Genomic DNA, 23,949 nt, shown 5'->3' with positions numbered 1-23,949 from the left:
GGTTTAAAACATGTGTGAAGTTTCAGTAATTATTCCGAATTTCAATGGAAAGAAGTATCTGACAGACTGTTTGCATGCATTGGAAAACCAGGATTGGGAAAATTTTGAAGTGATTTTGGTAGACAATGGCTCCGAGGACGGCAGTGTGCAATATGTCAGGGAATGTTTCCCCAAGGTCAGACTTATAGAGCTAAAGGAAAATGCAGGCTTTTGTACAGCAGTCAACACAGGGATTAAAGTCAGCCGGGGAAATTATGTGCTTCTTTTAAATAATGATACCATTGCAGAAAAATCCTTTGTCAGGAGTCTGGTGAAAGGAATCCGAAAACACCCGGGAGCATTTTCCTGTCAGGCGAAAATGATACAGATGCATGACAGAGAGAAAATGGACGATGCAGGTAATTATTACTGTGCTTTCGGCTGGGCATTTGCAGACGGAAAGGGCAAAGCACAGGAGTATTACAGTACAGAGCGAAAAATTTTTTCTGCCTGTGCAGGGGCAGCCATTTACCGGAAAAAGATATTTGATAAAATCGGGCTTTTTGACCAAGAGCATTTCGCTTATCTGGAGGATTTGGATATTGGCTACAGGGCAAAGCTTTACGGATATGAGAACTGGTACTGTCCAAAGGCTGTAGTGTATCATGTGGGAAGCGGTACCAGCGGTTCCAGATACAATCTTTTTAAAGTACGCTATTCTTCCAGAAACAATATTTATATGATTTATAAAAACATGCCATTTTTGCAGATCATATGGAATTTTCCTCTGCTTCTGCTGGGATTTGGGTGCAAGGCGCTGTTTTTTGCAAAAAAAGGCTTTGGACGAGAGTACCTGGCAGGAATTAAAAATGGAATCACGATTTCACGGAAAAATCGGGAAAAAAAGGTAAAAGATATTGGAGTGGGGACATACCTGAAGGTGCAGTGGGAATTGTACTGTAATATCATAAGATTTCTCAGAAAATAGAGCTGAGAGAAAGGACAATAAAGATATGTGGAAAAAGGGCGGTATTTTATCAAGCAGAACCTTTCTGCTGATTTTACTGGATATATTGACCGTACAGGTGGCGGCATTTATGGGGCTTTTTATAAGATACGAATGTCGATTCAACAGCATTCCGGTGTATGAAATGGAACAGGTACTATATTATCTGCTTCCGAATACCATTATGACGCTGCTTGTTTTTGCCGTTGCAAAATTGTACCGAAGTGTGTGGCATCATGCCAGTACCAGAGAACTGGTGAATATTATTCTGGGCTGCAGCGCCATGTTCTTTATTCAGACAGCAGCGGCTGCTGTGTTAAAGCCGGTCATTCCCCGTTCTTTTTATTTTATTTACTTTTTTGCCATGGTGCTTGGAGTGAGCTGTACCAGATTTTCTTATCTGATTTACGGATTTTTGAAAGAAAATCTTATAGAAGTATCAAAGGCTGGAAAAAAGCGAATTAACGTTATGTTGATTGGAGCCGGAGCAGCAGGAAATTCTATTTTAAAAGAAGCCCAGGAAAGCCGATATCTGAATCTGAAAATAAGATGTATTATTGATGATAATCCTGCAAAGCTGGGAAAGTATCTTCGCGGTGTGGAAATTGTAGGAAACAGAAACGACATTCTGGATAAGGTACAACAGTATAATATCCAGGAAATTATTCTGGCTATCCCTTCTCTGGGGAATACAAAAAAGAAGGAAATTCTGGATATCTGTAAGGAAAGCGGCTGCAAAATCAGAATTGTACCAGGTATTTATCAGTTTATCAATGGAGATGTAAGTGTTTCCAAACTGCGGGAAGTACGTATTGAGGACTTGTTAGGCAGAGAGCCTATTGAGGTTCAGTTGGACGAAATTATGGGCTATGTACAGAATAAAACTGTGATGGTTACGGGCGGCGGCGGTTCTATTGGAAGCGAGTTATGCCGTCAGATAGCAGCACACAATCCTAAGACCCTGATTATTGTGGATATTTATGAAAACAATGCTTACGATATACAGCAGGAGCTTATTCGCAAATATCCGGATTTGCACTTGGTAGTATTAATTGCTTCTGTGCGGAATACACACAGAATGAATAATATTTTTGAAAAATACCGTCCCAATATTGTGTATCATGCAGCAGCACATAAGCATGTTCCTCTTATGGAGGACAGCCCAAATGAGGCAATTAAAAACAATGTGTTTGGCACTTATAAGACAGCAGAAGCGGCAGACCGATACGGAGTAGAGAAGTTTGTCCTGATTTCCACAGATAAGGCAGTAAATCCCACAAATATTATGGGAGCATCAAAGCGCATGTGTGAAATGATAGTGCAGATGTTTGCCAGACAGTCTAAAACAAATTTTGTTGCCGTACGGTTTGGAAATGTGCTGGGAAGCAACGGAAGCGTCATTCCTCTGTTTCAGAAACAGATTTCAGAGGGTGGTCCTGTAACAGTTACACACCCGGATATTATTCGGTATTTTATGACAATCCCGGAAGCTGTTTCTCTGGTACTTCAGGCAGGAGCTTATGCAAAAGGCGGAGAAATTTTTGTGCTGGATATGGGAAAGCCGGTAAAAATCGTAGATTTGGCCACAAATCTGATTAAACTGTCAGGTTATAAGGTGGGCGATGATATTAAAATTGAGTTTACAGGTCTCCGTCCGGGAGAAAAGCTTTATGAGGAGCTGTTAATGAGTGAAGAGGGGCTGCAGAATACAGCAAATAAAATGATCCATATAGGAAAGCCAATAGAATTTGATGAAGAAGAATTCAGACAGCAGTTGGCAGAACTGGAAGTATTGAGCAAAAATGACTCTCCGAATATTAAAGAAGCAGTACAAAAAATGGTTCCCACTTATGTCATTACTCCCAACAAAACCAGCCTTCCGGAATAAGAATTGCGTTTTTTAAAAAAATATGATATATTATTAAGAACTTATTAACTAATCTTAGCTATAGAGGGTGATAAAACCTTGATTAAAGAAAACCAAAAGCATTTTAACCGTTTACAGGTATTGATAGATGCTTTTGTAATTATAGTTTCCTATGTGGCAGCATGGGTCATTAAATTTCAGATTATCAGCAATGATGATGGAGCACTTTCCACCGGTACTTATATGCTGGCTCTGCCCATTACGGCAGTGGTGTATTTAGGGCTGTACTATTTGTTTAATCTGTATACGCCAAAGCGGGTGCAGGGCAGGCGTCTGGAACTGTGGAACATTGTAAAGGCCAATACGGTGGGAATTGCCTTATTTCTGGGGGTTCTGTATCTCATAAAGATGATGCACTTTTCCCGCGAAATGCTCTTCATCTTTTATGTAATTAATATTAGTCTGGAAACGGCAGCACGGAATCTGATTCGATATTTTCTTCGCAGTATGCGGAGAAAGGGATATAACCTCAAGCATATTGTGCTGGTTGGATACAGCCGGGCAGCAGAGGAATATATTGACCGGATTCTCGATAATCCCCAGTGGGGCTACAAGATCAGAGGCATTCTGGACGACCATATAGAAGCAGGAACAGAATACAGAGGAATAAAGGTTTTAGGGAGAATTGACAATCTTATGGTTATTCTTCCTGAGAATCGGTTAGATGAAATTGCCATTACTCTGGGTCTGAGTGAATACGACAGGCTGGAGGAAATTGTGGGATTGTGTGAAAAGTCAGGTGTGCATACCAAGTTTATTCCGGATTATAATCGTATCATTCCCACAAAGCCCTATACCGAGGATATTCTGGGGCTTCCGGTCATAAATATCCGGCACGTTCCGCTTACTAATACCTTTTATGCGGCAATCAAGCGGCTTATGGATATTGTGGGAGCGATTTGTGCCATTATTCTGTTTTCGCCGGTTATGCTGTTTTCTGTTATTATGATTAAACTTACCTCACCGGGACCTTTGATTTTTAAGCAGGAAAGAGTAGGTCTGCATAATCATACCTTTATGATGTATAAATTCCGTTCCATGGAGGTGCAGGCTCCGGATAAGGAAAAAACCAAATGGACAGTAAAAGACGATCCCCGTGTGACAAACTTTGGAAAATTCATGCGGAAGACCAGTATTGATGAGCTTCCTCAGCTTTTTAATGTACTGAAGGGAGAGATGAGTCTGGTGGGACCAAGGCCGGAACGCCCGTTTTTTGTGGAAAAATTTAAGGAAGAGATTCCAAGATATATGATTAAACATCAGGTGCGTCCTGGGCTGACCGGATGGGCACAGGTCAACGGATACCGCGGAAATACTTCTATTCGAAAGCGAATTGAGTATGACTTATATTATATAGAAAACTGGACACTGGGACTGGACATAAAGATACTGTTTTTGACTGTATTCAAAGGCTTTATTAACAAGAATGCTTATTAGTAAGGATAAAGGGGAACAAAAATGTCTAAGATGAAGAAAAAGAAAAGACACATAGGACGCAAGATTCTGTTTGGCGTGGAAATCGTTGTACTGCTGCTTTTGGTTGGCGCTTTGTTCGTCTATGCACAGATTAATAAAAAGATGGACAAACTGGATATGAAGGACGATGAAAAGCAGGAGCTTCAGGTACAGATGAATGAAAATATATCCGGGAATGAAGTGTTGAGTGGATACACCAATATTGCCCTGTTTGGCATTGATAAGAGAGCAACCGATGGTGGATATGGAAACAGCGATACGGAAATGATTGCCAGTATTAACAATGATACCAAGGAAGTTCGCATTGTTTCCTTATACAGAGATACTTATATGAGAGTTGATGAGGATTCTGAGGGAAATGGTATTTATAAAAAGTGTAATGCAGCTTTTAATATCGGCGGACCGGAAAAGGCTATTTCCATGATGAATACCAACCTTGACCTGGATATTCAGGATTATGTAGCCGTAGATTTCAGCGCGATGTCAAAAATCGTAGATTGTCTGGGAGGACTGGATATTCCTCTTACTTATCAGGAAATTATTCATACAAATAATTATTGTAAAGGCACTTCAGAGGAAACAGGAACGAGTTATGATCCCATTCCTATACCGGATCCAAAACCGGAAAATGAAGCGGAAATATATGGAACTTACCATTTAAACGGTGTACAGGTGACTTCTTATTGCCGTATCAGACAGACTGCTTCTATGGATATGGGACGTACAGAAAGACAGCGCCGGGTACTGGGACTTTTGGCAGAAAAAGCAAAAAAATCCAGTTTAACCACATTGCTGAATGTTCTAGACGAAGTGTTCCCCATGGTTCAGACCAGCTTCTCAAAATCTGAGCTGATAAAATTGGGAAGCAGTATTTTATCCTATAAATTTGGAGAAACCATAGGTTTTCCGGCAAGCTATGTGATGGGACCTGAGGTGACAAAGCCGGTAACAGGGTTAGATTGTCTGATTCCTACAACCCTGGAAGTGAATGTGCGGTATTTGCACGAGTTCCTGTTTGCGTCAGAAGCTTATGAACCTTCTGACACAGTGAAAATCAGAAGTGACTTTGTAGCAGATAAAACAGGATTTGGAAATACTTCGGTGAAGGAAGAATGGCAGCGATTTGTAAAAGAGCGAACCGAAGAGGTTTCCGATGATACCTCAGGTGAGGAGTCTGATATCTATACAGAAGAAGATTATGATGGATACAGTGATGACGGCAGTTATGAGGTAGACGGAGAGTAGTAAAAAGCAGGGCTGTTGGGGCTGCTGTACGAAGGGCAGAAAATGCGGCTTCGTACAGCAATTCCGGCAGTTTTTTGTTTTTTGATAACTTGTCTGTGGAAGGGAGATTTAGAAATGACAGTAACCGTAATTATTCCAACCTATAAGCCGGATAAAAAATTCCGAAGCTTAATAGAAATGCTGACAAGTCAGACGCGCAAAGCGGATCGGGTTGTGATTATGAATACAGAAGAGCGGTTTTGGAAAGACAGTTTCATGGATGGATTGGAAAACTGGGAGGTGCATCATCTTTCCTGTGCAGAATTTGACCATGGAAAAACAAGGGGGGAGGGTGCAAAAAAGACAGACAGTGATATTTTGCTGTATTTTACCCAGGACGCAGTACCGGCAGACGAAAAGGTACTGGAAAATCTTTTAAGGCCATTTGAAAATTCCAAAGTAGGAGCAGCTTATGCAAGACAGCTTCCGGCAGAGGACTGCAGACTTGCAGAACAGTATACCAGAAGCTTTAATTACCCGGATAAAAGCAGAATAAAAACAAAAGAAGATATTCCTGTTCTGGGGATTAAGGCGTATTTCTGCTCCAATGTGTGTGCAGCTTACCGAAGAAGCATTTATGAGGAAATGGGAGGCTTCATTTCCAGAACCATTTTTAATGAAGATATGATTATGGCAGCTAAGATGATGCAGGCAGGATATGCAGTGGTTTATGCAGCGGAGGCGAAGGTGGTACATTCTCATAATTACGGGTATGTGCAGCAGTTTCGCAGAAATTTTGACCTGGCAGTTTCTCAGGCAGAACACCCGGAGATTTTTGCAGCCGTTTCTTCAGAAAGCGAAGGTATTCGTCTGGTGAAGAGCACGGCAGCCTTTTTGATGAAACAGGGGAAGCCCTGGCTGATACCGGATTTGATTATAAGCAGTGGATTTAAGTATCTGGGTTACAAAATGGGGAGAAAATATAAGCGTTTGCCCCATTCCTGGATCAGGCATCTGACGATGAATCAGGCTTATTGGGAAAAAGAATAAAATCTACAGATTTTCACGTTTTCTTTTCTTTTTTATCACAATTTGAACACAATTCATTGATAAACTAAATTTCGTAAAAGGAAAAGAAAGATACGAAAGGGAGTTAGCGTTATGAGTGAAGAATACAGAAATGATATAAATACATTGGGAAATGACTCGGAAAAAAATAGAGAAACAGGCGTTGAGAAGACAGAAGCCCAAGGAGCAGCAGGAGAAGTATCTAACACAGAAGGTACAGTCAATACAGAAAAGTTTTCTGCAGAGCCGGGAAAAGCGCCGACTGCAGAAAATCCTTATTATGCGTACTCTTATAAAAGAGAAGCTGAGAGCGGAAAAGAGAGTCAAAGTCGGAATACAGAAGAGCAGAATAACCGGGGGGCATACAGTTCTTATCAGTTTACTCCGGTTCCTCCAAAGCCGGAAAAGCCAAAACAGAAAAAGTCAATGGGAACAGCGAAGAAATTCGGTTTTGTTGTGGCAGCGGCAGCGGTATTCGGCATTGTGGCAGGAGCAGCTTTTCAGGCTGTGAATTATGTGGGAAATCAGATGTTTCCACAGGAGAATACAAAAATTGAAAATACTCGGACCACACAGGGAAGCGAAGGAGCAACACAGAACATCAGCACCTCAGAGAGCGGAACAAGTGTAGCAGAAGTAGCAAAAAACGTAATGCCTTCCATTGTTTCCATTACAAATATCAGTATACAGGAAATTCCAAACTACTTTGGATTCGGTACACAGCAGTACGAAGGTCAGAACAGCGGTTCCGGTATTATTGTAGGACAGAATGATGCCGAGCTTTTGATCGCAACAAATAACCATGTAGTACAGGAAGCCAACAGTCTGACGGTATGTTTTACAGACCAGACGGGAAATGCAGTGACTGCTCAGGATTTAGAGAAAACCAGTGCAGAGAAAGAAACAGAAGACAGCGGAAACAGCACAGACTTGGGCGAAGGTACTGCAGTTCCGGCACAGATTAAAGGCACAGATTCTGATAATGACCTTGCTGTTATTGCAGTAAAGATTTCCGATATTCCGGAAGATGTATTGAGCCAGATTAAGGTGGCAACGCTTGGAGATTCGGATTCGCTGACCATAGGCGAGCAGGTAGTAGCCATCGGAAATGCCCTGGGATATGGACAGTCTGTGACAAGCGGTTATGTCAGCGCATTAAACAAAAAAGTAAGCTCTGAAAGTGTAGACAGCACTTTTATTCAGACAGATGCAGCCATTAATCCGGGTAACAGCGGCGGAGCTCTTTTAAATATGAAAGGAGAGCTTATTGGTATCAATTCAGCGAAAATTGCTTCTGATGAGGTAGAAGGTATGGGATTTGCCATTCCGATTTCAAAGGCAGAGCCGATTCTGGATAATCTGATGAGCAGAAAGACAAGAGAAAAGGTGGAAGATGAGAACAAAGCAGCTTATCTTGGAATTACCTGTAAAAATGTAACAGCAGAAGCATCTGAAATGTATAATATGCCAGTGGGTGTCTTTGTTGACAGCCTTGTAGAGGACGGCCCGGCAGCAGAAGCAGGCTTAAAGCCAGGGGATATTATCTGCAAGATTGACGGAACAGCAGTGGAAACCTATGACAACCTGACAGGACAGTTGGAATATTATGAAGCCGGAGAAGAAATTGAATTTGAAATTTCAAGAGCAGACGGTGGAGAATACAAAGAAAAGACTATTACAGTAAAGCTGGGAGCCAAAAAAGACGCTCAGATGAATGAAAACAACAGACGGACAGGCAACCGTTAAAAAGATATAAGGAATGAATCGGGGCAGCCCCCATGAGGCAGCCCCGATTTTGTCAAGTTCAGACAGTATAAGCGGGTAAAAGAAACTGGTGAATCGTTTGCGAGAAAATCTGAACAACCGTTTATAAAAAGTTTACTTGTGACTGCTCTTGATTTGTGATAAGATACCCACAAGTAAATGTTATTATAGTGGAAACACGGAAAAGGCGGTAACTCATATGTCGGATGATAAAGAATTTTTAGATACAACCAATACGTCTGATACTCCCGGTGAAAAGGAGCATAAAGATGAATACGAAAAAATATGTTTTATGTGCAGAAGACCGGAGAGCAAAGCAGGGAAAATGATTGACCTGCCAAATGATATCCATATCTGTACAGATTGTATGCAAAGAAGCTTTGATACCATGAACAATACGAATATCAATTATGATGAACTGATGAAGAATATGCCAAATATCAGCATGATTGATTTAAGCTCTCTGCAGAATCAGATTCCTCAAAGACAGAAGGTAAAGAAAAAACAGGAGCAGCCAAAGGCAAAGACCGCTCCTAAGGTATTTGATATTAAAAGTATTCCTGCCCCCCATAAGATTAAGGCAAGCCTTGATGAGTATGTTATCGGACAGGAGTATGCAAAAAAAGTGATGTCTGTAGGTGTTTATAATCACTATAAGCGTATATTTGCAGACATTTCAGATGAGGTAGAAATTGAAAAATCCAATATGCTGATGATTGGACCTACCGGAAGCGGCAAAACCTATATGGTAAAGACGCTGGCAAGACTTCTGGACGTTCCTCTTGCTATTACAGACGCCACTTCTCTTACAGAAGCAGGCTATATTGGCGACGATATTGAGAGCGTAGTCAGCAAGCTTCTGGCAGCAGCAGATAATGATGTAGAGAGAGCAGAGCACGGTATCATTTTTATTGATGAGATTGACAAGATTGCCAAAAAGAAAAATACCAACCAGAGAGATGTCAGCGGAGAAGCTGTACAGCAGGGTATGCTGAAGCTTTTGGAAGGCAGTGAGGTAGAGGTTCCGGTAGGAGCCAACAGTAAAAATGCCATGGTGCCGCTGGCAACTGTAAATACAAAAAATATCCTGTTTATCTGTGGCGGTGCATTTCCGGATTTGGAGGAAATTATCAAGGAACGTCTGAATAAGACAGCTTCCATTGGTTTCCAGGCAGACTTAAAGGATAAGTATGACCATGACAATAAGCTTTTAGAAAAGGTAACAGTAGATGATTTGAAAAAATTCGGTATGATACCGGAGTTTTTAGGCCGTATGCCCATTATCTTTACCTTAAGCGGACTGGACAGAGATATGCTGGTAGAGATTCTGAAAGAGCCAAAGAATGCGATTCTTAAGCAGTATCAGAAACTTTTGGCTCTTGACGAGGTCAAATTGGAGTTTGAAGACGGAGCTTTAGAGGCGATTGCAGATATGGCTATGGAAAAGCATACAGGAGCCAGAGCGTTGCGGGCAATTCTGGAAGAATATATGCTGGATATTATGTACGAGATTCCAAAAGATGATAATATTGGGGAAGTAATCATTACAAAGGATTACATTACCCATACAGGCGGTCCAAGAATCTTATTGAGAGGGCAGGAACCAGCGCAGATAGAAATGAAATAAAGAAACTGAACAGACGGGGGATTGTTCTATGAAGTGAAAAGAAAAAGGTACTTCATGAAACAATCCCTTTTTAAAAATATATATTTTGTGAGTAAGCGCAGCAAAAGAAAAACTGTATGAAAAACAAAAAAAGCAGCAGGACATATCCTACTGTTAAAAATGAAAAAGATGCAAAAGATGCAGGAGATGGGACTTGAACCCACACGATATTGCTACCACAGGCACCTGAAGCCTGCGCGTCTGCCAATTCCGCCACTCCTGCATTCCTTATGTTGTTCTGTGCTCTCTCAAGCACAAGACATATAATACACGAATAATTTTGAAATGTCAACACTAAATTTAAAAAAAATTAAAAAAATTTTTCAAGGTCTTTTGAAACAAGAAAAGGTTGAAAATTATGAGGTGTTGTGATACACTTTTTACAATTTGGGGAATTTTAAGGCTTTATGCTATCAGAAAGGAAAACAGGTGAAAAAATGAAAGCATTTTTGATACTGGAAGACGGTACCGTCTTTGAAGGAACCAGCATTGGATCTACAAAGGAAATCATTAGTGAGATTGTCTTTAATACCTCTATGACAGGATACCTTGAGGTACTTACAGACCCTTCTTATGCCGGACAGGCTGTCTGCATGACTTATCCTTTAATCGGAAATTATGGCATCTGCCATGAAGACCAGGAGTCTTTAAAACCGTGGCCGGACGGCTACATTGTAAGGGAATTATCTCGTATTCCAAGCAATTTCAGAAGTGAAGATACCATTCAGAACTTCTTAAAAAAATATGATATACCGGGAATCGCAGGCGTGGATACCAGAGCGCTTACCCGGATCCTGAGAGAAAAGGGAACCATGAATGGTATGATTACCACAAATGCAGCCTATAATTTAGAAGAAATCCTTCCGCGTCTGAAGGCATACACAACCGGAAAGGTAGTGGAAAAGGTAACCTGCACAGAAACACATGTATTAGAGGGAAACGGAAAAAGGGTAGCGCTTTTGGACTTTGGTGCAAAGGACAATATTGCACAGTCCTTAAACAGGAGAGGCTGTGAGGTGACAGTATATCCGGCAGCTACTTCTGCAGAAACCATTCTGGCGTCTGACCCGGACGGTATTATGTTGTCCAACGGTCCCGGAGATCCCAAAGAATGTACTGCTATTATAAAAGAAGTGAGAAAGCTGTATGAATCAGAGATTCCGATTTTTGCAATCTGTCTGGGACATCAGCTTATGGCGCTGGCAACCGGAGCAGATACAAAGAAAATGAAATACGGACACAGAGGCGGCAATCATCCGGTAAAGGATCTGGAAACCGGAAGAGTTTACATTTCCTCTCAGAACCATGGCTATGTGGTAGATACAGAAACCTTAAATCCGGAAGTTGCGGTACCGGCTTTTGAAAATGTAAATGATAAGACAAACGAAGGACTGAAATATACAGGAAAGAATATCTTTACGGTGCAGTTCCACCCGGAAGCATGCCCGGGACCCCAGGATTCCGGATATTTGTTTGACAGATTCTTAGAAATGATGGAGGTGAATCAATAATGCCAAGAAACCCGGAAATCAAAAAAGTATTGATGTTAGGTTCAGGTCCTATTGTTATTGGACAGGCAGCAGAATTTGACTATGCAGGAACACAGGCCTGCCGTTCTCTGAAAGAGGAAGGCATTGAGGTTGTACTCTTAAACTCCAATCCGGCAACTATTATGACAGACAAGGATATTGCGGATAAGGTATATATTGAGCCTCTGACAGTGGAAGTCGTAGAACAGTTGATTTTAAAAGAAAAACCAGACAGTGTGCTGCCCACTCTGGGCGGTCAGGCCGGACTGAATCTGGCTATGGAACTGGAAGAGCGGGGCTTTTTAAAGGAACACAATGTGCGCCTGATTGGAACTACCTCAGAAACCATTAAAAAGGCAGAAGACCGTCAGGAATTTAAAGATACCATGGAGAAAATCGGCGAGCCTATTGCTGCTTCCTTAGTGGTAAGAAATGTAGAGGACGGTATTGCCTTCAGCAATAAAATCGGTTATCCGGTGGTACTGCGTCCTGCCTATACCCTTGGTGGCAGCGGCGGTGGTATTGCCAACAATGAGGAAGAACTGGTGGAAATCCTGGAAAACGGACTCAGACTTTCCCGCGTGGGTGAAGTTCTGGTAGAGCGCTGTATTGCAGGCTGGAAGGAAATTGAATATGAAGTGATGCGTGACGGAGCAGGAAACTGCATTACCGTATGTAATATGGAAAACCTGGATCCGGTTGGTGTGCATACAGGAGATAGTATTGTAGTGGCGCCTTCTCAGACCCTGGGAGATAAAGAATATCAGATGCTGAGAACTTCTGCTCTGAATATTATTACAGAGCTTGGCATTACCGGAGGCTGTAATGTACAGTATGCTTTAAATCCGGATAGTTTTGAGTACTGTGTAATCGAAGTAAATCCCCGTGTATCACGTTCTTCTGCCCTGGCGTCTAAGGCAACCGGATATCCCATTGCAAAGGTTGCGGCAAAGATTGCCCTTGGCTACACGCTGGACGAAATCAAGAACGCAGTGACAGGCAAGACTTACGCCAGCTTTGAACCCATGCTGGACTACTGTGTAGTAAAAATTCCAAGACTGCCTTTTGATAAATTTATCAGTGCAAAGAGGACACTGACTACTCAGATGAAGGCAACCGGAGAAGTTATGAGCATTTGTAATAACTTTGAAGGCGCCCTGATGAAGGCAATCCGCTCCTTGGAGCAGCATGTGGACAGTCTGATGTCCTATGATTTTACAGACCTTACAGAAGAGGAATTAAGAGAACAGCTTCATATTGTAGATGATATGCGTATCTGGAGAATTGCAGAGGCAATCCGCAGAGGTATTTCCTATAAAGATATCCATGCAGTAACAAAAATTGATATTTGGTTTATTGATAAGATTGCTATTTTGGTGGAGATGGAACAGGGATTAAAGAAACAGGAATTAAGTGAGGATTTGTTAAGAGAAGCAAAACGCATGGAATTCCCGGATAATGTTATTGCCCAGCTTACCCAAAAGACAGAGGAAGAAATTAAGGAGTTGCGTAAAAAATGGAACATTACGGCTGTTTACAAAATGGTAGACACCTGTGCAGCCGAGTTTGCGGCAGTGACGCCATATTATTATTCTGTATACGGCGGTGAGAATGAGGCAGACGGAAAGACAGACAAGAAAAAGGTTCTGATTCTGGGTTCTGGTCCGATTCGGATTGGTCAGGGTATTGAGTTTGACTTCTGTTCTGTACACTGCACCTGGGCCTTTGCAAAGGAAGGCTATGAAACCATCATTATTAACAATAATCCGGAAACTGTAAGTACAGACTTTGATATTGCAGATAAGCTGTATTTTGAACCGTTGACACCGGAAGATGTAGAAAATGTAGTAAATATTGAAAAACCGGACGGCGCAGTGGTACAGTTTGGCGGTCAGACAGCCATTAAGCTTACCGAAGCCCTGATTAAAATGGGTGTGAAGATTCTGGGAACTTCTGCAGAAAACGTAGATGCGGCAGAGGATAGAGAACTGTTTGACGCAATTCTGGAAGAGTGTCAGATTCCAAGACCAAAGGGGCATACCGTCTATACAGCCGAGGAAGCTAAAAAAGCCGCAAATGAGCTGGGCTATCCGGTATTGGTGCGTCCTTCCTATGTATTGGGCGGACAGGGTATGCAGATTGCCATTCACGACAAGGACGTGGAGGAGTATATCGGCATTATCAACCGTATTGCACAGGAACACCCGATTCTGGTAGATAAATACCTTCAGGGAAAAGAAATCGAGGTTGATGCAGTGTGCGATGGCGAAGATATTCTGATTCCTGGTATTATGGAACATATTGAGCGCGCAGGGATTCATTCCGGGGACAGCATTTCCGTATATCCTGCCCGCACCATAAGCGACACAGCGAAAAGAACCATTGAGGAATATACAAGAAGACTGGCAAAATCCCTCCATGTGTTGGGTATGATTAACATTCAGTTCATTGTGTGCGGGGAAGAGGTTTATGTCATTGAGGTAAATCCAAGATCCAGCCGTACAGTACCTTATATCAGCAAGGTAACAGGAATTCCCATTGTACCGCTGGCAGCACAGGTAATTCTGGGACATAAGCTGAAGGATTTGGGCTATACACCGGGCTTACAGCCGGAGGCAAAGCACTATGCTGTGAAGATGCCGGTATTCTCCTTTGAGAAAATCCGCGGCGCAGATATCAGCCTGGGACCGGAAATGAAGTCTACAGGAGAATGTCTGGGTATTTCTGAAAGCTTTAACGAAGCGCTTTATAAGGCTTTCTTAGGTGCGGGAATCCACCTTCCAAAGCATAAAAACATGATTATTACAGTAAGGGATGAGGACAAGGGAGATATTATCCCTATTGCCAGACGTTTTGAGGCTCTGGGTTATAAAATCTATGCCACACGCAGCACAGCAAGAGTGTTAAATGACAATGGCGTAAAGGCAATCCGAACCAACAAAATTGAGCAGCCGTCCCCGAATCTTATGGATTTGATTCTGGGACATAAGATTGATTTGGTTATTGACACACCGTCCCAGGGTGTAGATAAGGCAAAGGACGGTTTTATTATCCGCAGAAATGCCATTGAAACGGGAGTCAACGTTTTGACAGCTCTGGATACGGCAGAGGCTCTTGTGACCAGTCTGGAAAACACAGACATTGAGAAACTGGAACTCATTGACATTGCCGAGATTTAAAGGAGTATGGCATGGATTTTATTGAATTATTAAAGGTTATCTTTCTGGGAATTGTGGAAGGTATCACGGAATGGCTGCCTATCAGCAGTACCGGACACCTGATTCTGGTAGAAGAATTTGTAAAGCTGGACGTCAGCAAGGCCTTTTGGGAAATGTTTATGGTAGTCATTCAGCTTGGCGCGATTCTGGCAGTTGTGGTGTTGTATTGGAATAAAATATGGCCTTTCCAGAATAAGAAGCCAAAGCATGAAAACGTAACAAAAATTGAGAAGGCAGCAGGCTTTGTGTGCCGTTTTACCAAGATTGACAAAATGGTCATGTGGTTTAAGATTCTGGTATCCTGTCTTCCGGCCATTATCATCGGATTGCCCTTTGATGATTTTATTGAAGAAAAATTTAACAACTGGTTTGTTGTGGCAGTGATGTTAATGGTCTATGGTGTGCTCTTCCTTTTAGTAGAAGACTACAATGAGAAGAGAACCGTAAAAGTACACTCCATTGCAGATATTTCCTGGAAAATGGCGTTGTATATCGGTATTTTCCAGGTGCTGGCGCTGATTCCGGGAACTTCCCGCTCCGGTGCTACCATTATCGGCGGAATCCTTCTGGGGAGCTTCCCGTACCGTGGCGGCGGAATACACCTTTTTCCTGGCAATTCCCGTCATGTTTGGGGCAAGCCTTTTAAAGATTGTGAAATTCGGTCTGGCGTTCTCTGCGCAGGAACTGATTATTTTAGGAGTGGGAACACTGGTGTCATTCTTGGTGTCTATTCTGGCAATTAAGTTCCTTATGGGTTACATCAAAAAGCATGATTTCCGTGCTTTTGGCTGGTATCGTATTGTACTGGGTGTTGTGGTTATGCTGTATTTTACGATTTTCAAATAAATACAGCAGAATCCCGCTACAGGGAACAGAGGTGTCTGTATGAAAAGTTATGATAAAAAAGTATTAGACCTGTCCATGGAGGCAGGTCGTATTCTTCTGGACGCAGGCGCGGAGATTTTCCGGGTGGAAGAAACCATTGAGCGGATTTCCAGAGCCTTTGGCATTGAGAAATGCAGCCCCTTTGTCATGAGTACGGGGATTTTTCTCACAGCGGAAAATGAAGAGGGAGAAATTTATGCCAGTGTAAAGCACATTCCCATTCAGGGCGCAAAGCTTTACCGGGTGGCTGCGGTCAATCAGCTTTCCAGAGAAATTGTAGAAGGGAAGTATACGCTGGAGGAAGCGGAGGAACGTCTGGAAACCATAAAGAAGATGCCGGGAAAGAGGTCTTTTATGAGGATTCTGGCAGCAGGGGTTGGGCTCTGGGAAGTTTTGCTATCTTTAGGGGAGAATTTACGGATATGTTTGCCGCCTTTTTATCAGGCGTACTCTTGTACTCCGTTCTGGTGCTGATAGAACGAAGAGAAAAGAAGACGTCTAAAATTGTGGTAAATTGTATTGGCGGCTTTTGCGTATCTCTATTTGCCGTACTTTTTTACCGTATGGGTCTTGGCAATGCGCCGGGAAAAATTCTGGTGGGTTCTGTGATGCCCCTGGTACCTGGTGTGTCCCTGGTAAATGCTGTCCGGGACTTTGCAGAGGGCAATTACATTGGCGGGGGCGTCCGGTTTTTGGACGCTTTAATGGTAGCTCTGGGAATTTCCTTAGGCGTGGGACTGATGTATATTTTGTATTACAGGCTGACAGGAGGAATTATCTTATGATATGGGAAGGACTTTTGCAGTTTCTGGCAGCAGGGTTTGGAACCGTGGCATTTTCTGTCCTGTTTTCTGTTCCCAGAGAGCATTATCCCCTGTGTGGTTTTATTGGCGGTGCAGGCTGGTTTATCTGTTGGGGAATGATAAATATTTTCCATATGGGACCTGTAGAGGCAAACTTTGCGGCAACCCTGTTTATTACCCTGGCTTCCAGAATCGGAAGCACTATAAAGAAATGTCCGGTAACGCTATTTCTCATAGCCGGAATCTTTCCAGAGGTGCCGGGAATCGGAATTTACAGAACCATTTATTATAGCATTCTGAACAATCGGGAGTTGAGCATGCACTATGGAAGAGAAACGCTGGGAATTGCCATTGCCATGGTGCTGGGAATTATTCTGGTATTTGAAATTCCTCAGAAAACCATTAACCGTTTGTTTGGAAAAAGACAAAAAAAGACTGAGGCTGTCGCACGAAGATGAAATTGGAGGATTCTTCCCGTTCATCTGATGGGCAGCCCCAGTTTTTTATGCTTTTTATGCGGTGATAATAGTACCTGTTTTTCCCAGATATCCTTCTTTTGCTTTTCCGATAGAAGTGATAACTGCTCTGCGTCCCGGTTTTTCTTCTACAAAGGCAACAGAAGCCTGGATTTTCGGGAGCATGGTATTGTCTTCAAACTGCCCTGCTTTCATATAATCCTTTAATTCGCTGACAGAAACTTTTTCCAGCTTTGGTTTCTGTGTATCCGAGTGATAATTGACGGAAACGTGTTCTACGCTGGTAAGAATCAGAAGCTCGTCAGCGTCCAGAAGACAGGCAAGCTTGCCGCTGATTAAGTCTTTTTCAATAACAGCGCTGGCGCCGGTCAGTTCTTCCTCCTGCTCTAAAACAGGGATACCGCCGCCTCCTGCTGCAATAACAATCTGACCTGCATCAGACAAAGCCTTAATGGCATCAATCTCAATGATTTTGTCAGGAAGGGGCGCTGCTACAATCCGTCGGTAGCCGTCTTCTGGTTTTGGGTGACATAATTGCCTTTCTTTTCTTCGTTTTCCGCCTCTTCTTTTGTCAGAGTTCTTCCAATAACTTTCACAGGTTCGTGGAAGGCATCGTCATAAGGATCTACGGTTACCTGAGTGAGAATGGTGCTGACCGGTTTGTAGATTCCCCGTCTTAAAAGTTCTGCACGCAGGGCGTTCTGAATATCATAGCCAATATAGCCCTGACTCATGGCAGAGCATACGGACATAGGCACTGCAGTATAGGCGGGGTGCACTTTGGCCGAATTCGTTCATCGCTGTATGTATCATACCAATCTGGTGGGGCATTGGCTGTGGTGTAATGGACAATATTCCGCACCGGCCTCCACCAGGTCTGCGAGTACCTTTGCAGAGGATTTTACAGCTTCCTTCTGTTCCGGAAGGGTGGTGCCAAGAGCTCTGTGGCCTAAGGCAACCACTACTTTTTTTCTGTTCATAATCTGGTCCCTCTTTCTTTCAAATAAAAGTTATAGAAAGATTATATCCATTCCTTACAGGAAAAGCAATAGAAAAAACCCGATACCGAAGTACCGGGTTTTTTCAACTTGAGGGGGGAGATAGTGAGTGGTTTATCAACTATCCAAGATTTATTATAGAGATAAAATGTTAGTAAAATATGTCTGTTTTATAAAAAAAGTGGAAACTTTTTGAACAAACTTTAAATCTTGCCTATCCCAAATAAGATTTTAAGAGCAAAAAGGCGTTTTTCATGCCGTCCACATGGCTTCGCTCATATCCGTGGGAAGCATATACTCCGACGCCGATAAGTCCGTGCCGCACATCATAGCCGGCTCTGAGAGCAGCTTCGGCATCAGAACCATAGTGAGGATACACGTCTACGGCGAAGTCCAGGTTTGCTTTTTTGGCTGCCTCAATCAGATTGCTTACAACTTCATAAGTATAGGGACCGCCGCTGTCTTTGGCGCAGATGGAAACCTGGTATTCTTTGCACTCCAGTCCATCTCCTACGCAGCCCATGTCTACAGACAGTACCTCAGTAACGCCTTCCGGAATGGAGGCAGCGCCGCCATGTCCCACTTCTTCATAGACGGTAAAATGCTGGATAGAGTTTACGTTCTGTAACAATATGGCTCTTCTTTTAAATAAGCGGCATAGCCAAGGAGAATGGCTGCACTTAATTTGTCGTCCAGGAAACGGCTCTTGATATATCCGCTTTGTGTAATGGGTGGTACGCGGGTCAAAGGCAACAATGTCCCCGGTCATAATACCCAGCGCCTTTGGTGTCTCTTTGGTATTTATCTTTTCGTCCGGCAGAACCTCTACGGTATCAAAGGTTCTCTGGGTTTCGTCGTATTTCCCGTTTACATGGACAGAAGCATTGCAGAGCTGGCAGGTACCCTCGTAAACTTTTCCGCTGCGGGTAATAATGCGGCAGTTTTCCCCTTCTGCATTGTTGGCATTCATACCGCCCAGAGGTGTGAGGGCAAGACGGCCGTTTCCTTTGATTTCCCGTACCATGGCGCCCAGAGTATCCACATGGGCTTCCAGAAACACGGCGTTTTTTTCATCTTTTCCTCCAAGGTCTACCAAAACGCCGCCTTTTACGGTTTTTTCAGGTTCATAACCAAGAGCTTTGTATTCCTTTATCAGATAATCGGTGACGCCCTTTGTGTATCCGGTAGGGCTGTCAATGGACAGCAGAGCTTTTAAGTGCTTTAAAATAAAATCAGTATAAGTATTCATAAGTAACCTCCTGTAATGTTGTAAGATTATTGTAGACGCTTCCCTTTCCTGCGTCAAGAAGGGAGCAAATTATATTGACATTTAAAAATAAGTGAAAAAAACAAGAAAACCTGTAGAAAAATTTTGCTTTCCCATATATAATAGATACGATACGGATATATTATAGCCAAGGAGGAAGTTAAACCCATGTATGATATGAAAATTTCTGATTCAGTTGTATTTATTGGCGTAAACGACAAAACCATTGATTTATTTGAAAGCCAGTATAAGGTTCCAAAAGGGGTTTCTTATAACTCTTATGTAATTTTAGATGAAAAAGTAGCAGTTATGGACACAGTAGATAAAAGAGCCACAGAGGAATGGCTGGACAACCTGGACAAAGCTCTGAATGGGCGCAGCGTGGATTATCTTGTTATTTCACACTTAGAGCCGGACCATGCTTCCAATATTCAGCGTCTGGCAGAAAAATACCCGGACATGCAGCTGGTAGGAAATGCGAAAATCTTTTCCATGCTGCCGCAGTTCTTTGACCTGGACTTCTCTGAAAGAAAAGTAGTGGTAAAGGAAGGAGATACCTTAAGTCTGGGAAGCCATACTTTACAGTTCTTTATGGCGCCTATGGTACACTGGCCGGAGGTTATGGTGGAATATGAACAGTCAGAAAAGATTCTCTTTTCCGCAGACGGATTCGGAAAGTTTGGGGCATTAGACGAGGAAGAAGACTGGACAGACGAAGCCAGAAGATATTTTATCAATATTGTAGGAAAATACGGCGCACAGGTACAGGCGCTTCTGAAAAAAGCGGCAACTTTAGATATCCAGACCATCTGCCCGCTGCATGGACCGATTTTAAAAGAAAATCTGGGCTTTTACATTGACAAGTACCTGACCTGGAGCAGCTATGAACCGGAAGAAGAGGGCGTAGTGGTTGCTTATACTTCTATTCACGGAAATACAGCCAAGGCAGCGCAGAAAATGGCAGAAATTCTGGAAAGCAAGGGTGCAAAGGCAGTACGTCTTTTTGATCTGTCAAGAGATGACATGTCCGAAGCTGTTTCCAGTGCATTCCGCTATGACAGGCTGGTAGTTATGGCGCCTACCTATGACGGTGCGCTGTTCCCGGCAATGGAGGATTTCCTGTATCATTTGAAAGTAAAGACATACAGAAAGAGAAGAGCCGGTATTGTGGAAAATGGTTCCTGGGCACCTATGGCAGGAAAGCTGATGAAAGCATACCTGGAAGGCATGAAAGATGTGGAAATCTGCGAACCGGTGGTATCTGTGAAATCTGTGATGAAGGAAGCAGATGTGCAGAACATGGAAGCTCTGGCAGAAGCGCTGCTTGCTTAACAGAGGCGTATACAGAAGACAGGAGGACTTTGTTATGAAATGTCCGTTTTGTGGTCAGGAGAATACAAGAGTTATTGATTCCAGACCTGTGCCGGATAATAACTCTATCCGAAGACGGCGTCAGTGCGACGAGTGCGGGAAGCGCTTTACGACTTACGAAAAGATTGAAACCATTCCGCTGACCGTAATTAAAAAAGATCAGAGCCGGGAGCAGTATGACCGTGCCAAAATACAGGACGGCATTATGCGCGCCTGCTATAAACGTCCTATTTCCGTAAAGACCATTGAGAATCTTATGGACGAAATCGAAACCGAGATTTTCAACCGGGAGGAAAAAGAGGTGCCAAGCACGCTGATTGGCGAGATTGTCATGGACAAGCTAAAAGAACTGGACGCAGTGGCATATGTACGTTTTGCATCGGTATACAGGGAGTTCAAGGACATTGATACCTTTATGGACGAACTGAGAAAAATGATGGAATAAAATTGTGCAAAAAGCCTATTGATAAAGACAGTAAAACTGTATATACTAATTTCAGAAAGACAGGAATGCCTTTTAGCAGATGAGTTGAGTGACGGTTCTGACTCAACGGTAGAATAAAAATTGACCGAGTGATGAAAAAAGCGTGGGGAAAGAATCCTCACGCTTTTTGTCAAAAGAGAGAAAATAATTCCCTCATGTTTCCCAAAAGATACTTGCATTTTTTTCTATTCCGTGTATAAAATAACCTTGACAATTACATAATGAGAGAACTGATATGTAAAAGGAGAGAATCATGAAAAAAGTAAGAAATCTTATTATGTTGCTTTTGGTGATGACCCTTACTCTTGTACTTGGCGGCTGTCAGGACAAAAAGGACGGGGAAAAAGAATCTCAAAATGACAGCAGTTCTCAGGAAACACAGGGGGAGCCGACCATGGGCGGTTCCATAGTAGTAGGGATTCCTCAGGATTTAGAGGATAGTCTTGACCCACACAAATCGGTAGCGGCAGGAACGAAAGAAGTCCTATTCAACATTTACGAAGGTTTGGTAAAACCTGATGAACAGGGAAATTACACAGACGCAGTTGCACAGTCCCATGAAATTTCAGAAGACGGAAGGGTGTATACCTTTGCACTCAGACCGAATGTGAAGTTTCATGACGGAAATACGGTAACTGCAGAAGATGTAAAATATTCCATAGAGCGCTGCGCCGGTATCAGTGAGGGTACGACTCCACTGGTAGCGGCGTTTTCTAATGTGGAAAAGGTAGAGATACCGGATTCCCAGACCATTGCCATTACACTCAAGGAGCCGGATACAGAATTTCTGGCGTATCTGACTGTGGCGATTGTGCCGAAAAATGCCAAAGATTTAGATAAAAATCCGGTGGGGACAGGACCTTTTCACTATGTATCACGCTCACCTCAGGAGAATATTGTGATAGAGAAGTTTGCAGATTACTGGGACAGTGAGCATCAGGCATATCTGGACAAGGTCACCTTTAAGGTGGCAGGGGACAGCAATGCCATTGTAACCGGATTAAAGGGCGGTTCCATTGACATGTACCCGAGAATCAATTCCACGGAGTCTGCACAGTTGGCAGGGGATAAGGAACTGGCGATTTACCAGGGCGGCATGAATCTGATTCAGGCTCTGTACTTAAACAACAAGGAAAAGCCCTTTGATGATGTGAAGGTGCGTCAGGCCATGTGCTATGCTGTGAACCGGCAGGAAGTGCTGGATATGATGGCAAACGGTAAGGGAACCATTATTGGCAGCAGCATGTTCCCGGCTTTTGAGAAATATTATATGCCGGAACTGGCAGACCGTTATCCTCAGGATATTGAGAAAGCAAAACAGCTTTTAAAGGAAGCGGGATATCCGGACGGTTTTGAAATGACTATGACTGTGCCAAACAATTATCAGCAGCACATTGACACTGCCCAGGTTTTGGCGGAGCAGCTAAAGCAGGTGGGCATTGACGCCAAAATTCAGCTTGTAGAATGGGACAGTTGGCTTGGAGAAACTTATGCAGAGCGGAAATTCCAGTCCACAGTAGTGGGGATTGACGCTGCCTATTTAAGTGGAAGAGCGCTTTTGGAGCGGTTTACCTCACAGGCAGACACCAATTTTATCAATTACAGCAATCCGGAGTATGACAGACTGTATGAGCAGGTGAGAAAAAGTACAGATGAGCAGGAACAGATAAAGCTTTATCAGGAAATGGAAACCCTTTTAAGTGAGGACGCCGCCAATGTGTATATTCAGGATATGGCATCAGAGGTGGTGCTGCGAAAGGACTTTGGCGGCTATGTATTTTATCCGCTGTATGTGCTGGATATGGCAAAAATTTATAAGGTAAAATAGGAAAAACAGAAGAAAAGGAGAAAGACGGAAGATGAAATATGTGATTAAAAAAACAGGAACTCTCATTATAACATTGTTGATTGTCGCATTCCTGTCTTTTTTGGCTTTTTCTGTGATTCCCGGAGATGCAGCAAGGTCAAGACTTGGCACAGAGGCAACACAGGAGCAGGTAGAGGCCTTGCAAAAGGAAATGGGACTGGATAAGCCAGTGCCGGTGCAGTTCGGTATCTGGCTGAAAAATTTTGTGACAGGAGATATGGGAGAATCCTACAGTTATTCCATGCCTGTTGCAGATATGCTGAAGAATAAAATTCCAATTACCATAGCCATTACCCTGATATCCTTTCTTATGATTTTACTGTTGTCCGTTCCTCTTGGGATTTTTACGGCTCAGCATGCGGGCGGGTGGCTGGATCGTGTTATTATGACGCTGAACCAGGTGGTGATGTCTGTTCCGGGTTTTTTGCTGGGAATTGTAATTACCTATGTGTTTGGACTGCTTTTTCACTGGTTTACGCCAGGTGCGTATGTGGCAGCTTCTGAGGATTTTGTAGGATTCTTGGGATATCTCATTGCTCCCTGTGCTGCCATCGCCCTGCCCCGGTGTGCCATGGGGGTAAAAATGCTGCGAAGTTCTGTGCTTTCTCAGATGGAGTCTGATTATGTCCGGACTGCCTTCGCAAGAGGAAATACGAAAACCCGTGTGCTGTACCGCCATGTGCTGAAAAATGCTCTGATTCCGGTACTCACCTTCTGGGGTATGACCATTGCAGATATTATGGCGAACAGTATGATTATCGAGCAGGTTTTTACCATTCCGGGTATGGGAAGTCTGTTGATTTCTTCTATTTCAAATAGAGATTATCCGGTGGTGCTGGGTATTCTGGTTCTGGTGGCAGGAATGGTGGTTGTGATTAATTTTGCTGTGGATTTATTGTATGGCAGAATTGACCCGCGTATCAGAGTCAGAGAATAGGGAG

At 43.0% G+C, this 23,949-nt stretch carries 15 protein-coding genes, 1 tRNA gene and 3 pseudogenes; 16 read left to right on the top strand and 3 right to left on the bottom strand.

Annotated elements, in window-relative coordinates; genetic code table 11:
- Positions 1-10: 10 nt before the first annotated feature.
- From DQQ01_RS13165 to clpX, 7 genes are all read left to right on the top strand, one after another.
- Positions 11-967 carry a glycosyltransferase family 2 protein gene (locus DQQ01_RS13165; RefSeq protein WP_111920393.1) on the top strand — a complete coding sequence of 319 codons (957 nt, stop codon included), beginning with the start codon at positions 11-13 and terminating at the stop codon, positions 965-967.
- Positions 968-992: 25 nt separating this feature from the next.
- Positions 993-2,873: a polysaccharide biosynthesis protein gene (locus tag DQQ01_RS13160; protein WP_111920392.1), complete on the top strand. Its 1,881-nt coding sequence runs from the start codon at positions 993-995 to the stop codon at positions 2,871-2,873.
- Positions 2,874-2,951: 78 nt separating this feature from the next.
- On the top strand, positions 2,952-4,349 hold the full coding sequence (locus DQQ01_RS13155) for an undecaprenyl-phosphate glucose phosphotransferase (RefSeq protein ID WP_111920391.1): 1,398 nt from the start codon (positions 2,952-2,954) through the stop codon (positions 4,347-4,349).
- A 21-nt stretch (positions 4,350-4,370) separates the two neighbouring features.
- The gene (locus DQQ01_RS13150) at positions 4,371-5,633 is read left to right on the top strand and encodes an LCP family protein (RefSeq protein ID WP_111920390.1); all 1,263 of its coding nucleotides are present in this window, start codon (positions 4,371-4,373) and stop codon (positions 5,631-5,633) included.
- A 114-nt stretch (positions 5,634-5,747) separates the two neighbouring features.
- A complete protein-coding gene (locus DQQ01_RS13145) occupies positions 5,748-6,662 on the top strand; it encodes a glycosyltransferase family 2 protein (RefSeq protein ID WP_111920947.1) in 915 nt (304 codons plus the stop codon).
- A 111-nt stretch (positions 6,663-6,773) separates the two neighbouring features.
- A complete protein-coding gene (locus DQQ01_RS13140; RefSeq protein ID WP_111920389.1) occupies positions 6,774-8,426 on the top strand; it encodes a S1C family serine protease in 1,653 nt (550 codons plus the stop codon).
- Between the two features lie 217 nt (positions 8,427-8,643).
- A complete protein-coding gene (clpX, locus tag DQQ01_RS13135) occupies positions 8,644-10,071 on the top strand; it encodes an ATP-dependent Clp protease ATP-binding subunit ClpX (protein WP_111920388.1) in 1,428 nt (475 codons plus the stop codon).
- Positions 10,072-10,249: 178 nt separating this feature from the next.
- Here the strand turns inward: clpX and DQQ01_RS13130 are convergent.
- Positions 10,250-10,333, bottom strand: a tRNA-Leu gene (locus DQQ01_RS13130).
- Positions 10,334-10,547: 214 nt separating this feature from the next.
- Here DQQ01_RS13130 and DQQ01_RS13125 point away from each other — a divergent pair.
- From DQQ01_RS13125 to DQQ01_RS13105, 5 genes and pseudogenes are all read left to right on the top strand, one after another.
- The gene (locus DQQ01_RS13125) at positions 10,548-11,621 is read left to right on the top strand and encodes a carbamoyl phosphate synthase small subunit (protein ID WP_111920387.1); all 1,074 of its coding nucleotides are present in this window, start codon (positions 10,548-10,550) and stop codon (positions 11,619-11,621) included.
- A complete protein-coding gene (gene carB, locus DQQ01_RS13120) occupies positions 11,621-14,818 on the top strand; it encodes a carbamoyl-phosphate synthase large subunit (protein ID WP_111920386.1) in 3,198 nt (1,065 codons plus the stop codon). The genes DQQ01_RS13125 and carB overlap by 1 nt, the downstream gene beginning before the upstream one ends.
- Before the next feature lie 11 nt (positions 14,819-14,829).
- A pseudogene (locus DQQ01_RS18240) lies at positions 14,830-15,703 on the top strand (undecaprenyl-diphosphate phosphatase).
- Between the two features lie 39 nt (positions 15,704-15,742).
- Positions 15,743-16,527 (top strand): annotated as a pseudogene (locus tag DQQ01_RS18460) (threonine/serine exporter family protein).
- On the top strand, positions 16,524-17,003 hold the full coding sequence (locus DQQ01_RS13105; RefSeq protein WP_111920385.1) for a threonine/serine exporter family protein: 480 nt from the start codon (positions 16,524-16,526) through the stop codon (positions 17,001-17,003). The pseudogene DQQ01_RS18460 and the gene DQQ01_RS13105 overlap by 4 nt, the downstream one beginning before the upstream one ends.
- Before the next feature lie 54 nt (positions 17,004-17,057).
- Here the strand turns inward: DQQ01_RS13105 and arcC are convergent.
- Both arcC and DQQ01_RS13095 read right to left on the bottom strand, forming a co-directional pair.
- Positions 17,058-18,001: pseudogene (arcC, locus tag DQQ01_RS18235) on the bottom strand (carbamate kinase).
- A gap of 232 nt (positions 18,002-18,233) precedes the next feature.
- Positions 18,234-19,268, bottom strand: a complete 1,035-nt coding sequence (locus tag DQQ01_RS13095) for a M42 family metallopeptidase (protein WP_111920384.1) — start codon at positions 19,266-19,268, stop codon at positions 18,234-18,236.
- 186 nt (positions 19,269-19,454) lie between these two features.
- Here DQQ01_RS13095 and DQQ01_RS13090 point away from each other — a divergent pair, with 186 nt between their 5' ends.
- The 4 genes from DQQ01_RS13090 to DQQ01_RS13075 all read left to right on the top strand — a co-directional run bounded on the left by DQQ01_RS13090 (position 19,455) and on the right by DQQ01_RS13075 (position 23,945).
- On the top strand, positions 19,455-20,618 hold the full coding sequence (locus DQQ01_RS13090) for an FprA family A-type flavoprotein (protein ID WP_111920383.1): 1,164 nt from the start codon (positions 19,455-19,457) through the stop codon (positions 20,616-20,618).
- A gap of 34 nt (positions 20,619-20,652) precedes the next feature.
- The gene (gene nrdR / locus DQQ01_RS13085) at positions 20,653-21,102 is read left to right on the top strand and encodes a transcriptional regulator NrdR (RefSeq protein WP_111920382.1); all 450 of its coding nucleotides are present in this window, start codon (positions 20,653-20,655) and stop codon (positions 21,100-21,102) included.
- 292 nt (positions 21,103-21,394) lie between these two features.
- On the top strand, positions 21,395-22,969 hold the full coding sequence (locus DQQ01_RS13080) for an ABC transporter substrate-binding protein (protein ID WP_199797961.1): 1,575 nt from the start codon (positions 21,395-21,397) through the stop codon (positions 22,967-22,969).
- Between the two features lie 31 nt (positions 22,970-23,000).
- A complete protein-coding gene (locus DQQ01_RS13075; protein ID WP_111920381.1) occupies positions 23,001-23,945 on the top strand; it encodes an ABC transporter permease in 945 nt (314 codons plus the stop codon).
- The last annotated feature ends 4 nt before the right edge of the window (positions 23,946-23,949 follow it).

It is taken from the genome of Blautia argi (genome assembly GCF_003287895.1).
In the GTDB taxonomy this organism is placed as follows: Bacteria; Bacillota; Clostridia; order Lachnospirales; family Lachnospiraceae; genus Blautia; species Blautia argi.
Note: the sequence above shows the minus strand (reverse complement) of the source record. Positions and strands in the feature narration are given on the sequence as shown.

Bases quoted from the DNA above. Each gene is read 5' to 3' on its own strand.
- DQQ01_RS13165 (WP_111920393.1), top strand. From the start codon at position 11: ATGTGTGAAGTTTCAGTAATTATTCCGAATTTCAATGGAAAGAAGTAT.
- DQQ01_RS13160 (WP_111920392.1), top strand. From the start codon at position 993: ATGTGGAAAAAGGGCGGTATTTTATCAAGCAGAACCTTTCTGCTGATT.
- DQQ01_RS13150 (WP_111920390.1), top strand. From the start codon at position 4,371: ATGTCTAAGATGAAGAAAAAGAAAAGACACATAGGACGCAAGATTCTG.
- DQQ01_RS13145 (WP_111920947.1), top strand. From the start codon at position 5,748: ATGACAGTAACCGTAATTATTCCAACCTATAAGCCGGATAAAAAATTC.
- DQQ01_RS13140 (WP_111920389.1), top strand. From the start codon at position 6,774: ATGAGTGAAGAATACAGAAATGATATAAATACATTGGGAAATGACTCG.
- clpX (WP_111920388.1), top strand. From the start codon at position 8,644: ATGTCGGATGATAAAGAATTTTTAGATACAACCAATACGTCTGATACT.
- DQQ01_RS13125 (WP_111920387.1), top strand. From the start codon at position 10,548: ATGAAAGCATTTTTGATACTGGAAGACGGTACCGTCTTTGAAGGAACC.
- carB (WP_111920386.1), top strand. From the start codon at position 11,621: ATGCCAAGAAACCCGGAAATCAAAAAAGTATTGATGTTAGGTTCAGGT.
- DQQ01_RS13105 (WP_111920385.1), top strand. From the start codon at position 16,524: ATGATATGGGAAGGACTTTTGCAGTTTCTGGCAGCAGGGTTTGGAACC.
- DQQ01_RS13095 (WP_111920384.1), bottom strand. From the start codon at position 19,268: ATGAATACTTATACTGATTTTATTTTAAAGCACTTAAAAGCTCTGCTG.
- DQQ01_RS13090 (WP_111920383.1), top strand. From the start codon at position 19,455: ATGTATGATATGAAAATTTCTGATTCAGTTGTATTTATTGGCGTAAAC.
- nrdR (WP_111920382.1), top strand. From the start codon at position 20,653: ATGAAATGTCCGTTTTGTGGTCAGGAGAATACAAGAGTTATTGATTCC.
- DQQ01_RS13080 (WP_199797961.1), top strand. From the start codon at position 21,395: ATGAAAAAAGTAAGAAATCTTATTATGTTGCTTTTGGTGATGACCCTT.
- DQQ01_RS13075 (WP_111920381.1), top strand. From the start codon at position 23,001: ATGAAATATGTGATTAAAAAAACAGGAACTCTCATTATAACATTGTTG.